Annotated in this window: 13 protein-coding genes and 1 pseudogene; 4 read left to right on the plus strand and 10 right to left on the minus strand. The window is 38.2% G+C overall.

The genetic code is table 11. The features are described 5' to 3' along the window. Positions 1-9 precede the first annotated feature (9 nt). Together plsY and L1283_RS00450 are read left to right on the plus strand one after the other, a co-directional pair. Positions 10-660 (plus strand): glycerol-3-phosphate 1-O-acyltransferase PlsY, encoded by a 651-nt coding sequence (gene plsY, locus L1283_RS00445; RefSeq protein ID WP_075993893.1) that lies wholly within the window; start codon positions 10-12, stop codon positions 658-660. A gap of 126 nt (positions 661-786) precedes the next feature. Continuing rightward, positions 787-1,599 (plus strand): M48 family metallopeptidase, encoded by an 813-nt coding sequence (locus L1283_RS00450; RefSeq protein WP_075994938.1) that lies wholly within the window; start codon positions 787-789, stop codon positions 1,597-1,599. A 75-nt stretch (positions 1,600-1,674) separates the two neighbouring features. Here L1283_RS00450 and L1283_RS00455 read toward each other — a convergent pair whose 3' ends face one another. Further along, entirely contained in the window at positions 1,675-2,151 is a 477-nt protein-coding gene (locus L1283_RS00455) for a hypothetical protein (protein ID WP_147420988.1), read from the minus strand. 498 nt (positions 2,152-2,649) lie between these two features. On the opposite strand from L1283_RS00455, the gene L1283_RS00460 reads away from it, so the two are divergent. After that, a complete protein-coding gene (locus L1283_RS00460) occupies positions 2,650-5,925 on the plus strand; it encodes a TonB-dependent receptor (RefSeq protein ID WP_429625606.1) in 3,276 nt (1,091 codons plus the stop codon). Between the two features lie 834 nt (positions 5,926-6,759). On the opposite strand, the gene L1283_RS00465 is transcribed toward L1283_RS00460, so the two are convergent. The 4 genes from L1283_RS00465 to L1283_RS00480 all read right to left on the minus strand — a co-directional run bounded on the left by L1283_RS00465 (position 6,760) and on the right by L1283_RS00480 (position 11,145). Further along, positions 6,760-8,163, minus strand: coding sequence for a HEPN domain-containing protein (locus L1283_RS00465; protein ID WP_429625607.1), 1,404 nt, complete (start codon positions 8,161-8,163; stop codon positions 6,760-6,762). Between the two features lie 63 nt (positions 8,164-8,226). Beyond that, complete coding sequence (locus tag L1283_RS00470; RefSeq protein WP_429625608.1) at positions 8,227-9,543, minus strand: ATP-binding protein; 1,317 nt, start codon at positions 9,541-9,543, stop codon at positions 8,227-8,229. Positions 9,544-9,769: 226 nt separating this feature from the next. Further along, positions 9,770-10,273 carry a hypothetical protein gene (locus tag L1283_RS00475; protein ID WP_201638749.1) on the minus strand — a complete coding sequence of 168 codons (504 nt, stop codon included), beginning with the start codon at positions 10,271-10,273 and terminating at the stop codon, positions 9,770-9,772. A gap of 227 nt (positions 10,274-10,500) precedes the next feature. Next, positions 10,501-11,145, minus strand: coding sequence for a hypothetical protein (locus L1283_RS00480; protein WP_201638750.1), 645 nt, complete (start codon positions 11,143-11,145; stop codon positions 10,501-10,503). A 247-nt stretch (positions 11,146-11,392) separates the two neighbouring features. On the opposite strand from L1283_RS00480, the gene L1283_RS00485 reads away from it, so the two are divergent. Beyond that, positions 11,393-11,740 carry a hypothetical protein gene (locus L1283_RS00485; protein ID WP_429625609.1) on the plus strand — a complete coding sequence of 116 codons (348 nt, stop codon included), beginning with the start codon at positions 11,393-11,395 and terminating at the stop codon, positions 11,738-11,740. A gap of 188 nt (positions 11,741-11,928) precedes the next feature. Here L1283_RS00485 and L1283_RS00490 read toward each other — a convergent pair whose 3' ends face one another. The 5 genes and pseudogenes from L1283_RS00490 to L1283_RS00510 all read right to left on the minus strand — a co-directional run bounded on the left by L1283_RS00490 (position 11,929) and on the right by L1283_RS00510 (position 14,500). After that, on the minus strand, positions 11,929-12,576 hold the full coding sequence (locus L1283_RS00490; RefSeq protein WP_201638754.1) for a hypothetical protein: 648 nt from the start codon (positions 12,574-12,576) through the stop codon (positions 11,929-11,931). Between the two features lie 12 nt (positions 12,577-12,588). After that, positions 12,589-13,104, minus strand: coding sequence for a hypothetical protein (locus L1283_RS00495; protein ID WP_429625689.1), 516 nt, complete (start codon positions 13,102-13,104; stop codon positions 12,589-12,591). Further along, a pseudogene (locus L1283_RS00500) lies at positions 13,040-13,527 on the minus strand (relaxase/mobilization nuclease domain-containing protein). The gene L1283_RS00495 and the pseudogene L1283_RS00500 overlap by 65 nt, the downstream one beginning before the upstream one ends. Continuing rightward, positions 13,517-13,897: a plasmid mobilization protein gene (locus L1283_RS00505; protein WP_201638759.1), complete on the minus strand. Its 381-nt coding sequence runs from the start codon at positions 13,895-13,897 to the stop codon at positions 13,517-13,519. The pseudogene L1283_RS00500 and the gene L1283_RS00505 overlap by 11 nt, the downstream one beginning before the upstream one ends. Before the next feature lie 324 nt (positions 13,898-14,221). Beyond that, positions 14,222-14,500 (minus strand): helix-turn-helix domain-containing protein, encoded by a 279-nt coding sequence (locus L1283_RS00510; RefSeq protein WP_286775121.1) that lies wholly within the window; start codon positions 14,498-14,500, stop codon positions 14,222-14,224. Positions 14,501-14,613: the final 113 nt, after the last annotated feature.

Here is a 14,613-nt window from a genome sequence, read left to right on the forward strand (position 1 = left end):
ATTTAATTAATGATATCGATTTATTTAGTAACTGCAGTATTACTAGCTTATTTGTTTGGGTCCATACCTACAGCAGTTTGGTTGGGACAGGCATTTTATGGGGTAGATGTTCGTGAGTATGGTAGCGGTAATGCTGGGGCGACTAACACCTTTCGCGTATTGGGCCCTAAAGCGGGATCGATCGTGATGTTTGTAGATATATTTAAAGGCTGGACAGCAACAAACCTGGCTTATTTAATAGAACTGGGACAAAATACGAGTGATGTCCAATTTGTCAACTTTCAGTTGGCACTTGGCGTTATTGCGGTATTGGGGCACTTGTTTCCTGTGTTTGCGGGATTTAGAGGTGGAAAAGGGGTGGCCACACTGTGTGGTATGATCCTCGCCATACATACACCTGCCGCTTTGGTCTGTGTTTCTGTGTTTATCATCATCCTGCTGACAACACATTATGTTTCACTGGGGTCCATTTCAGCAGGTTTTGCATTTCCCTTTAGTTTGGCCTTTATTTTTAAAACAACCATACCTTCTGTGCTGCTTTATGGGATAGCCATCTGTATCTTGTTGTTAATTACCCACCAAAAGAATATAGAGCGTCTGTTAAAGGGGCATGAATCCAAGATTTATCTCTTTAAGAAAAAGCCGAAGGAAAAAGAATAGGCACAATAATTGCATCCGCTATAACGTATTTAATAATTTATTGTGAAATATCCATGTTGGAAAAGCTTAAGGCCGATCACCAGCGCACGGATATTCCATATGGCCATTGAAAGAAAATATATACATATGAACGGAGTGTTTAAATATTCGGCTATGGTATTAGCGTGTGTAACACTGGCATCGGGGCTGTCAGGTTGCGCAACTTCAGCTGTTACAGGGAAAAAATATTTGAAATTGGTCAGCGCAGATCAAGTGAACCAGCAAGCTGCATTAGCTTATAAAGATTTTTTATCGAAAAATAATGCTAAAGTAGTAACCGGAACTGCAGATGCAGCCATGGTGAAACGCGTTGGTAACAAGCTTGCAACGGCGGTTAACCAGTATTTGCAAAGTACAGGTCGCGCAAATCAATTTAACTTCAACTGGGAGTTTAATTTGGTGAAGAGCGATGATGTGAATGCATGGTGTATGCCTGGAGGTAAAGTTGCGGTATATACCGGAATATTGCCGGTAACACGTACAGAAGCGGGGTTGGCAACAGTTATGGGGCACGAGATCGCCCATGCTATTGAGGAGCATTCTGTAGCTCAGGCTTCGAATCAGATTGCTTTACAGCTGGGAGGACAGATTTTAGGTTCAGCAGCAGGGGTGTCTGGAAACAGTACGCTTGGTGTTTTTAATAATCTGTATGGTTTAGGTGGAAACCTGGCGCAATTGAAATTTTCGAGGAGCGATGAATCGGATGCGGATGCAGCAGGTTTGATTATTATGGCTTTGGCAGGTTATAATCCAAATGAGGCTGTAGATTTCTGGAAACGTATGGCTTCGGGTAGTCAAAAAGGGCAGCCAGAGTTTTTGAGTACGCACCCGAGTGATGAGCGACGGATTGCGGATATTCAGAAATTGATTCCAAACGCGATGAAATATTATAAAAAATAAAGAATCAATACAATAAAAAAGCGGAGTATGCACCTAGCATACTCCGCTTTTTTATAAGCGTTATTTATGGTTGTATTATACGCCTGCAAAAGCATCACTAATGCCGAGCACGACACCAACGACTAGCCCCATAAAATTAAAGGCGATAGTGATGATGACTATGATGCCAATAAATTTGTAATGTTTTTTGAGTGCATCTAAGCACAATTCGAGTTGGATGCTATCGCGGTTCTCGATTGCTTTTTTCGCTTTTGATCCAAAATTATAAAGGAAATAGATGGGAAGGCAGAAGAAAGCAAGAAATAAGAGATAAAGTACCCCGAATGTGGATAAGGCCCCTGCTGTTACATATTCGTCGGCTCCGAGTGATAATGCACTGGCTCCAAAGATTAGGCTGACCATGGTTATGGCAGAAATGCCGATGAAAATAAAACAGACAATGGCTAAAAAATTGGCCCATTTGGCCGCTGAAGCCAAGAAGGAGAGTCCTGCCGGAGACAATTTAATGTCTGCAGGTTCTTGAAAAGAAGAATTTTGAATACCGTCTTCCATGAAGCATAAATTATTAGGTGCGCGAATTTCTGAAAAGTTCTCGGTTTTTGAAACATTTTTTATATAAACCATCACGTCTATACAATCGTTTTGATTTTTTCGATCAGAATAGGTTATAGTGGCTCAAATCCGACAAGAAACTGAGTTGTTTAATAAAAGTCTCGATTGACAGGAAATTAGTTAAAAAATTTCAAAAAGTTAAATTCCGAATGGAAGAATGTTGTTACAAAAGATTTTTGCGGATTTGATGTGGAAAATTATTTTTAGAACAGTTTGTGTGAAGGGGAATGCTGGTTTAAAACATGTTACAACGTTTTTTTGCTGATAAATTGTATGTTAATATAGTAATTATCGCCTGTATTTCATGAAGTATGTGTGGTTTAGTGTGTTAAGTTTATATTAAGTCCTTTGTAATTTGAAATCTCTTAGTAATTTTGCTTAACATTTTTTAACAAATCACATTATATGAAAAGATCTTTACTCTTTTTCGCTCTTGTTATGGCTAGTTATGGTGCTGTACAAGCTCAGGTTACAACAAGTAGCGTTACAGGTATTGTAAAAGAGTCAAACGGACAGTTCACATCGGGAGCAACAATTAAAGCTACGCACGTGCCATCAGGAACTGTTTATTCTGGCTCGGCTAACGCTGCAGGTCGGTTCAACTTAGCTAATATGCGTGTTGGCGGACCCTACAAAATTGAAGTAACCTATGTAGGACAACAGCCTATCGTGTATGAAGATGTTTATTTGCAATTAGGTGAACCATTCGTAGTAAATCCTGTTTTCGGCGATTCAGCGACTAATCTTGAAGAAGTAGTTGTTACAAGAGCTGGTGTTTTAAAAGGAGAGCGAAATGGAGCATCTACCATTGTTGGGCGTCGTCAGATCGAAAATTTGCCTACAATTACGAGAAGTGTAAATGATTTAACCCGTTTAACTCCGCAGGCTAATGGGACTGCAATTGGTGGTGGAAATTACCGTGCCAATAATTTCACTGTTGACGGTGCGAATTTCAATAACCAATTTGGTATTGGCCAAAATATTCCAGCAAATGGTTCTCCAATTTCTATTGACGCGATAGAGCAGATTTCAGTGAATGTAACTCCGTTTGATGTTCGTCAATCAGGTTTTACAGGAGCGTCTATTAATGCTGTAACACGTTCTGGTCGTAACGATTTCTTTGGCTCAGCTTTTTATAGTGGTCGTTCTGATAAACAACAAGGAACTCGTGTAAATGATGTGGTGTTTACACCTAATGATCTAAGTGTAAAACAGTATGGTGTAAGTTTAGGTGGTCCAATTATTAAAAACAAGTTATTCTTCTTTGTGAATGTTGAACAATTGAAGCAAACTGAACCAGGGCCGACCAAAGTTGCTTCTGTAAAAGAATCTGACTATGGAACTACAAGTTATTTTGCAAGACCTACAGTTGCTTTTATGGATGAAGTGAGCAATTATTTGAAAAATACTTACGGTTATGATCCTGGTGCTTACCAAGGATATTCTTCGAAAAGTAATAATGATAAGATTTTTGCTCGTATCGACTGGAACATTGCTGATAATCACAAAATCAATTTTAGATACAACCAAGTTAAAGGGAAATCTCCTTCTAATTTGAGTTCTTCATTTAGTGGTTCTAATATTGATACAAAAGTGTATCCAATGAGTAGAACTGGAAATAATGCTTTAAGTTTTCAAAACTCGAATTATTTTCAAGAAACAAACTTATATTCCGCGACAGCCGAATATAATGGAAAGATTGGTAATTTGAATCATTCTGCTCGTCTCTCTTATGTAAACCAAGATGAGCCTAGAAGTGTCTCAGGAAGTGTATTTCCTTTAGTAGATATACGTGATGGTATTGCTGGTACAGGTGGTAACGTACTTACCTCTTTTGGAACAGATCCGTTTACGTACGGAAACCTTCGCTCGGTCAAAACTTGGACTGCAAATTATGACGCTAACTATACCTTGAACGATCATTATTTTACTGGAGGTCTTCAGTTTGAGACATCGCGTACTGTAAACGGATTCCAACGTTTTGGTGCTGGTTACTATATGTATAACTCTTGGGAAGATTTTACTGGTGGCAAACCTGCTGTAAACTATGCGCTGACTTATCCGTTGACCGCAGATGGTTCTCAGGCTATGCCAAGCTTCAAGTTTAACCAATGGTCACTTTATCTGCAAGATCAGTTTACCGTAAATGAAAAACTGAAATTAACGGGGGGAGTGCGTTTAGAACTTCCAACGTATCCTGATGTTTCAGAAATGAAAACTCACCCACTGTTGCAGAGCTTAGAATTTGCTAACGGACTTCATCTAAATACAGGTGCGATGCCTAAAACAAGAGTAATGGTATCTCCGCGTTTTGGATTTAATTATGATGTTAATGGTGATCGTTCATTTATTGTTCGTGGAGGTACAGGAGTATTTACTGGTCGAATTCCTTTTGTTTGGATCGTTGCTCAATCAGGAGATTCTGGTATGCTTCAATATACAAAGACTTATGCTGCTGGCGATGCAAATATGCCATCATTTAGCCCAGATATTAAAGCGAATTACCCAGCTAAACCTGATGCTGCTGGTACTTCATTGCCTGGTAACATGTCAGCGATGGATGTTAACCTTAAATTTCCTTCAACCTGGAAATCAAGTGTCGCAGTTGATTACAAACTACCTTGGGGAATGGTCGGTACAGTAGAGGCTATCTATAATAAAGATATTAATGCTGTAGTTGCAAAAAATGTAAACTTGGTTGATCCGACGGCAATGAATATCGCTGGATATGGAGATACTAGATTTATTTTCCCGAATGCAAATGCGGATAAATACCTATATACAATTGACTCAAAAGGACAACCGGTAAAAGGATCTACGGGACAATTTATTCCAACGTACATGACCAATGCGAAAGGCGGACATTATTACTCGGTGACTGCTCAATTGCAAAAAAGCTTCGACAAAGGATTCTCTGGAATGATTGCTTACACCTATAGTGGGGCTAAAAATTACGGTGATGGAGCTGGAGATCAAATTCAAAACCTATGGTCTATTCCTCTTCAAGCAAACGGTAACTCCAATAATCCTGAACTGGGATATACTACCAATATTGTTCCTCATCGTTTAATGGGATCTGTGACTTACACCAACAATTGGATTGGTAAATTGAACACTTCGATGACATTATTCTATAGTGGAAGCTCAATGGGCAGATTCTCTTACTATTATGGTTCTGATTTTAATCGTGATGGTCAAAATAATGACTTAATCTACATCCCGAAAGATGCTTCAGAATTGAAATTTAGTGATATCGCAGCTGGTAACAGTAACTACGGTAAAAAAGCCTACACTGCTCAAGAACAATCTGATATTTTTTGGGGCTTAGTGGATGGTGATAAATACCTTCGCGAGCACAAAGGAAAGTATGTTGAACGTAATGGCGCTGTTGCACCATGGAGACACCAGTTTGACTTCCATTTGTCACAAGAAGTATTTAGAGGAATCGGTGGCGGAAATAATTCATTAGAATTCTTCTGGGATGTGATGAATATTGGTAATTTATTTAATTCTTCTTGGGGTACTTATAAGATTAATAACAATATTTTATTGACCCCAACGAATATTGCTAAGGTTGAAGCAAATGGTACTACAGTCCCTACTTTTAACTTAGGTTATGCTAATGGAGATGCGATTAAGGCGCTTAACCGACCAAATGAATCAATTTCTTCAACATATTATATGCAGTTCGGTGTTAAATTTAAATTTAACTAGGAATAATATATAGTAAATTAATCTACGACACCCCAAAAGCTTGATGATAGCTTTTGGGGTGTTTTTTTTCGATTGCAAAAAGTACTCGAATTAGGGGGGGTATTGCAAATTAAAACTTAAACAAATATTATCAGTCCATTAGAACTAAAAAATTCTTCAATGTTTAGAAATTGCTTATACTATAATTTACAACGGAGGTTTTGATTTATATTATCAAGAGCAACTTTAACAAAGTTTTGTTTTGTCGCAAACAAAGTTCTTTTACGATCACTCTAATTTTCGATCTTTCCGATTATTTGATCAAATGTGTTACCGAATTACTCACATTTACATTGATATATATTTATGGATTATAATATGAAATAAAACAAAAAAACCGCAAATCCATAGAATTTGCGGGTTTCTGATAACACTTAGTGTTAGTGTTGTCGGGGTGGCAGGATTTTCCACCACTCCCCTAAATCGTTGATTATATTATTGTTAGCAAGTAACCTATCAAGAGAGGTAACCGAATAGGTCTCCTTTAATATGTCCTACTTTGTAGGCTTTTGAGTTCTCTTGATAGAACCTTTTCCAATCAGTCAATGTACTTTGTTATCATGAAGATACAAAACTTCCCCGATAATAACAATCCTTTTTTCATGGAATTTAGTCAACAAACCAATTCCGTAAACAGCCAAAGCGAGAACAGCACAGGACAAGAGCGGTGGGGTTTCGCAAGCCACTAATGAGCGAGGGGAAAACGACTTGGCTTCATTCTGGCTTTATCATGGCGTTATTCACCGAATAAATAAAAATATAAGCTCCATCACATCTCGTTTTCAAGCTTTTTAATCATATCAACCTGAAAGGGCTTTCTCCCTTTTTGACTTGTTCGAAATTAATTAACTCTAACAAATACCCACTAAATCCAGCTTTTTTTAAAATTAGTGCAATTAATAAAAAGTGTAAACTGTAAACTATATAATGTAGCATTTTATCATCTCCATCAACACTCTCCAATGGTACACGACCATGTAAAAAGTCATTTCTCTTACTAATAGCATCCTCATCAGCTTCAGTAAGCTGAATACCAATCACTTCAAACATTTTTATAAAGCCATCGGAATTAGTCGTCTGATTTAGATTATTTATTTTACTAATAACTGCCTGTCTATTATTAAACGCATTTTCAGAGTATTCATCTATAATGGTTTTGAAACGCTCCCTTATCTCTTTTGAAACACCTTTATCTTTTATCGGATTAATTTTGTTTGAATTCTCGGATAGTATTACATCCTTAAACGTTTCCAGCCCAACGCAATAAGTTGACGCTTTAATTTCAAGAGGAAGTTCAAAACTATTAACAATCATGGATATTACCCTTAAAATCCTTATGTCATCTAACGATTGTTCAACCAGTTTTGCAAATATTTCCCCATTTAAATACCGTTCTTTTTTTTCCAACGAGGGGTAGAAACTAAGAAGATCTCTGGGCATAAGTAGAGACGGGAAACCATTAACATCAGTTTTAAGTTTTTTAAATGAATGCAATACAGGGCTTTCGAACTCTGCATTTTCGCTACGGAAAATAAGTCTTTTTTCCCTCACCTTAACACCACTCAACAATTGATAGTTTAATGAGATAGCCTCAACAATCTTCTCAAACTTTTCATAATAGCATTTATCAAAAGTATCGAAAATCAAAAAATTGTCATCATTAATCTTTGACAAATAAATATGCAACCGAACACCTTTTACAAGGATTTTCAATAATCCTCCAGCATACCTAACAGATTCCGTTTCAAACGGAGATGTGATAAAGTATGAAATCAAATTAGCTTCCAAAGTACTTGGAAAGCCGAAAATACACCGAAAGAAATATTTCGCCTCATTATCAAAAGCAAGAGGCTTAAGTTCAGAAATAGTTCCACTATATGCATACTCTTCGGAATGGTTCATTTTAAACGTTTTCATCCCTCTTTCGATTAGATACCCTGTATTATCCCCAAAAATTGAAAATCGTTCACAAAACCCATAGCAAACTCTCTGATAAATATATGGCTCATTCTTTAAGTTCCGATTTAAGTCTTTCGCTCCAAGACGAAATTCAGACTTATTAAATGTCAGAGTACAGTCAATGCCATTAATAGTTTCAAAATCAGATTCAATTTTATAATCTGTTTCCAAACCTAATCTTCGTACACATTCTTCTGTAGGTCGAATAGAAATTTTCTCAAAAGATAGCTTATCACTCATTTAGAATACTATTTATAATCCAAAAGAACCAATTATGAGCCAATCATGAGCCAATTGAGCCAATTATGAGCCAATTATTTCGTAATAACTTCCTGCTCCTTTTCCAGTATTTCTAAAAATACCATATTCAACCAACTCTGATAAATCACGGGTTGCGGTTGGTTTGGCAACTAAATTTATCTCTTGATACTCTTTATTCGTAATTTTCCCTCTCTCTTTTACATATTCAACTGCTTTTAACTGCCGTTCATTTAGACCAAGCTTAACCAATTGTTCGGTAGTCATGCTATTTTTGAAAAGTGTTACCAACAAACCACCGTCCCGTTCAATAATTTCGGGTTCGGGAAGTCCGGCTTGTTTACAAGCTTCTATGATTTTTATTGTACCACGTCCCCAAGCATCTATCAAACCGCCTTTAAAGCAAACATCAGCAATAAGGACGTTGCGTGGTCGTGATGAATGTGGTCGTTTTAATGACTCAATAGTTAAAGGACTTTGTAAACCGCCCTCGTTCCAAAAAGTAATTTTATCATCGTAAACTCTAATTTGCGTATGTGCACCCATATAATTGCGATGCACCAAAGCGTTTAAAATAGCCTCACGCATTGCTTCACGTGGATATTCGGGCGTTTCAATTCGGTGCATTCCCTCAAACGTAATGTTCTTGACAATGAATTTATGATTGATTTGGTTCAAAACAGTTTGATACAAATTGATGATGTTATTTTCTTCGCTCTCTTGAAATACCAAATCCAATTCATCTCTAAAACGACCAATCCTAACATTAATGCTTGGATAAAATTTACCTGGGTCTTTGCCAAAAAGAACTAATGCGGCACGCTTTAGTTGCCCGCTTTCGGTTAAGCGTAGCTTGTCAAAAAGTTGTTGGGTGCTTAATCCGTCCACTTCGGGCAAGCGTCCTTTTTCTTTTGCCATTACCAAAAACTTAGCAACTGCCGTTTCATCAATATCATAAAAAGTTGCTCGTGGTTCAATCACATCATCCCACGTCTTGCCCGACTTCTTCAACAAAAACTCGTTGAGTGATGCGCCTGTCAATTCCTGCTTGGTGCTTCCACTACGATAGTAATATCTACCACGCAATGAAATAGGTACGGAATAAGGGTGGGTAACGATTTCAATAAAATATTCCCCTGCTTCCTCGTGCAAATTTACCTCAACGGTTATCCCCATTGCATTACGAATCTTGTTGGGAATATCGTCCATCAACTTCTTATAACCTTCTAAGCCAACAATATCTCCATTATCGTCTTTCCCGATATAAATCACCCCTCCTTGTGCATTTGCAAAACCGCAAACCCACTTAAGGTATTCATCGTGCCAACTCTCTTTATACTCTATATTCTGCTGTTCGGGCATATTGAATGCGGTTTTAAGATTATTCCAAAAATAATCATATTTCTTTACCTGTGCCTAATGCTATATAAGATACGGTTTTTTGGTTTGGCATGTTACTGACACAAATACTCTACAAATAACAAAAGGAAGCAATCGGTTACAAATATTTTGTTTTATTTTGTAGATTTCTCTTAAAAAACAAGGAAATTGTCAAATCAAGTTTAGGTTTTATATCTTTTTGATTAATCTATTTCTCTAACCAACTAAGCAAATTATTTCCGAAAGTAAATATAAAATCAAAAAATGCTTCATTTGCCTTATTTAAAGCTTCCTCTTTTGATTTAGCCACTACTGTAATTATTAATTGTCTATTTCGAATTTTAATCTTGTATGGATTTTCAAAATTGCTTTGCTCTCTATCTATATAATTTCTAACAATGCCTTCCTTATCTTTATTAAAAGAAACAGTATAAAAATAAGCACCTTTCGCGTTTTCATATTTCTCGACATCCCAATTGCATATATAAAGTTTGGCTTTACGTCGGTCACTATGAATGGGCTTTTCTAAAACTCTTGGTTGTTTTCCTGGAGCTGAATTAATTTCATCTAATTCTTTAAGTGCATCTTCTTTATTATCAAAGATGTCCAACACCTCATATAAGGGAATATGTCGTGTGCCACCAAATGTGCTAAAAAGCGGATCACGTGAATGATACTCTGGCACAATATCAACTAAAATAAATTTGACCATTTAGTTTTTATACGTATTGATGATGATTAAAGTTTAATCTCCCAAATATAATCAATTATCTTCCAAATGTTTCATCCACTATTAATGTAAAACACCGAAAACCAACTTTTAAAAGGGTTTTCACCCCAATTTCTTTGAATAATCCGATATTTATTTGCAAAAGGTGAATTGTAAATATTCTTTCATTTTTGTTTTAACAGTCTGAATAACTATCATACTATTGCCATTTATGATTTGTCGATTAAATCTTTCAAACGATTCTTGAAATTTACCCAAATATCATCTTTGTCGAAATCAGCATTCATTAATCTTTTTTTATAATCATTCAACACTGCCTTCAATCTATTTGCAAACTTTGTAGCATTTATAGTCTTGTTTGTTGGATCGAAATACTTTGCAGTTCTTTTTCTTGTAATTATCCAATTATTCCTTGTTTCTGCGTTATGTAGGATTCCACATCTTACATGTTCAAAAAAGTCGTTAGGGAGTCCTCCATCGTTTCTATTTGCAAGGGAGCCATCTGCTTTCCTTCCTCCTGTTGCTAACTCAGAAAATCTCCATTCGGTTGTAAAAAAATGTCCAAAAGTTTTACCACTTTGCTTGTCTGTGTTTCTGAACTGTTTATCTGTAAATGAAACATATGTTTCAATCAACAAACAACAGCTTGTCATTATTGCAAATCCGTTTTTATAATTTTTTATATAATCATCAGATGTATAGTCAAATGGTCTTATATAGCGTCCATAAAGCCTATCATATATAAAGTTCGCAAGTTTCTCTTTGTCTTTCGTTTTCAAAAACTCACGACAATGTTTAACATCTATTTCTTTTCCGTCTGCTGAGACTGCTAAAATTAGATTTTCATTTGGCATATTGTCGGTTTCGGTCTTAGTTCTTTATTATTACAGCCCACTGTTAATACAAATGGTTGTTGTCACACAAGAATACTAAATATTTTTGGTTTTTATTCTTTGGACACTTGCTTTTATCCTCTTTTATTATGGTAATTTATCAAAAATAATTCGGATATTATTTGGCTAATATCAAGCCTTTATAATGAACAATAATTTATAGCTCATATTTGCTTGAACCAGTTTTATTTTAATAATACAAAAGAGTATGAATCACTACCATATTATTCCAATAAAAACCAAAACACCATGGTTCTTGGATCATCGCGTGTTCTATTTTCAGTTAGGAAAAAGACCTCGACATGAAGCCTTGATTCAAAAGAATTATGAAGAGATAAACCTTATTTCGAGCCAAAATGGATTATCCTTTATGTTTCATAAGCATCTTATCAACAATGTTTGCCAAATGGATAGTAATCTTTTAGATTATGATTTTATAAAAGAAATAGCTTCCATGGATGAAAAAAAATTTTACGATGAATTAGAATGGCAAATATTTACTTACCAAGCTATAGACCCCGTGTATATTGTAAGAAAATATAATGAAACCTCTTAATCGCTTGGGGGTATGATGCTTTTAAAAAGGGTAAAAGAGGGCTAAGATTTCCATTTGAGTCATTACTGCCCATTGACAATATTGTTATAGGAGAGTATTCCCAATTTGACCCGTTCAAAATGTTAGCAGAACATGGGATTTACAACCTTAAGCCCTCTTAAATAAACATCATAGAAAATAAAAACAACCTATTGATTCCCGCTTTGCTTGTCCTCACCTTTCAGCCGTTGCAATTTTTCTTTTGCTCGCTCCGCGTCCTGCGTGGATTGCCTTGCGCTTTCTTCGGCTTTTCTAATAGCAATTAATCTTTCTTCCTCCTGCTTTACCCAAATTTTAAGTTGTTTGGGATTGTTGTTATAAATGGAATCAATATCCAATGACACCTGTGGATAAAACAACCTCACCATTCGGATTTTGATGTCGCTGTCGTGCAGAGCGGAGTTTGATCGCCAAAGCTGAAAGCTGGCGAAAAGAGAAAGTACCGATACAAGTGCCAATACAGCACCCGTAATAATATACGGTCGCTGTCGTCCTGTGATACGATGCTCCACATCGACCTTTATCCGCTGTGGCATTTCATTTATCAGCTTCTTTTGTTCGTCCAAAGCGGTGACAAGGCTATCGGTTGCCTTGGCGTACTTTAGGATGGATGCTTTCAGTCCGACAAGCGTTTCATCCTTTATATTACTTTCCAATTTCTTGCCTATATCGGCCAGTTCTGCCGAGTAGTCTTTGGTTTCGGACTGCCTTTTTTCGAGTTGTTGCACACGTTCGTCCATACTCACCATTATATCCTGTTGGTCTTTTAGGGTCTTCTGTAATTCCTGTTCGTTCATTTTTTTCGTGTTTTATCTGCTGATTCCTCTTGATTTTTCTTCCTCCGGCTTCTTCTTTTTCCTGCGCCACATAGGGTCGGGCTCGGGTTCTATCGAGGCGGGCATATTCAATAGGTCACCGAGCAAGCCCATTCCCGTTTCGTATGTTTCCGACCGCTGTTCCTGCGGTTGTAGCATTTCCCTTATCTGGTCGGCAAGTGTAGCGGACTGTAATATTTCCGTTCCCCGATTGTGGCTTAACTGTTTCTCCATACTGACGAAACTAAATTTGCGGTCGATTGCCGAGCCTTTGAATTTCACATTATCCTTTTCAAAGGAAATGCCCTGCACCTCGCTTGTACCGCTACGGTACTTATAATGGATGTCGATACCCTGCCTTGCAAGCATCGTTTCCACCTGTTTCCATGTGGTGGCTTTCGCCATGACGGATTTAAGGGCATCGTGTATGGCATAACGTAGTTTATCATTGCCACGAAGTGCCTGCCTGTTTACCTTTGCCTTGCCCTTGCCGGAGATGGTAGCCGTAATATTCTGTCATTTCCCTGCATACCTTTCGGCTCTTGTGCCAATGGTTATAGTTGCCAATGGTCTTGCCGTTATTGTCCACACGATTGTACACAATATGTACGTGTGGGTGTTTTTTATCCGTATGCAGTACGGAAGGTACTGGGTATTCTTGATGCCCATCTTCTCCATGTATTCCCTTGCGTGTTCTGCCATCTTCTCTAAGGTAAGTTTATCCCCGTCCTCGTTGCTCCAACTAAGCACGGTATGCCCCACGGCATTGCCAAGCTGTGGGCGCATCTTTCGCTGTGCGTTGAGGTCGGCAATGGTGGCTTTCACTTCATAATCCCTAACGCCTGCCGAATCCAGAACAAACGACTTTTCTCGTTCCAACAGGTAGCGCACGCAACCACCGAAACTCTTGCCCGTAATTACCTTAGCTATCATCCTTACCAATCCTTTCCATTAACCACTCCACTTCGTTCAGCAAACTGCGCAGACTCGCCATGATTGACACAAACCCTCCCTTGTGTGCAAGTTTGGTCAACTGGTTAAGGTTGTTTGCCATGCCCGACAACGTGCGCAAGTGTTCTGTTTCTTCTGTTGACAGCCTTGGTTTTATTATGGCAGTCTTTGCGGACTGCCGAAACCAATCGCTTATCCGCAAGCCTGCGTTTCTCGCTTTCCCTGCAATCGTCAAACGTTCGGTAGGGGTTATCCTGACCACGAGCGAAACGCTTCGGGTGATGGCTTTTTTCGGACGGCCACGCTTGCGTGTTTTTCCGTCCATGCCTTTTTCCTTTGCCAATTTTTTCATTGACAAACCTCCCCAAGTTTACGGACTGCGACCATCGGGAGCATCCGCCGTTCCCCACACTGCGGAGCGTGGGGAAACGGTTTTTTGCATTGCAAAAAAATAAACTTGCTCCCTACAGGGCGACAAAGGTTTACCTTTGGAGAACTGACTGCGGATTGCTTGTCTTTCCGGTGTTCTTTCCGAAAATCTTTCCAGCTGGAAACCTGCCTTTGGTCACTACTTATCTGCACGGACAGATAAGTAGCTAACTGTATAGCTGGATTTACCATTATATCATTGTTTCGATATACCATTATTTCACCCCCTTTCCGCTCTTTGCAGATGCTATTCTCCATCTTCACCTCCCTCCATCAGCTTTTGGATGTCCTCGTACTTGTAGTACATCAGTCCGCCGATTTTCTTGTACGGCAATGTGCCGTTCACACGTAGGTTCTGCAACGTGCCTGCGGATATGCCGAGCAACTTGCGCACCTCGTAGCTTTTGAGCCATGCCCTCGGCTCCTGTCCGTGTTTTCTTGGGTGGGGACTGTGCTTTCTGATTTCCTCCAACAGTTCCTTTTTGAATTTTTCGAGGTCATCCCTCGTGATAAGCTCTACGTTCATCTTTCCTCCTTTGTGTTATCGTTAAAAAACCTGTTACCCTGCGGACGGAAACAAATGGTATGTTTCCGTCCGCTTTTGGCACAAAGGAATGGAATAGGGTAATACGGTCATGA

The organism is Sphingobacterium sp. HSC-15S19, assembly GCF_050433745.1.
GTDB classification, from domain to species: domain Bacteria; phylum Bacteroidota; class Bacteroidia; order Sphingobacteriales; family Sphingobacteriaceae; genus Sphingobacterium; species Sphingobacterium siyangense.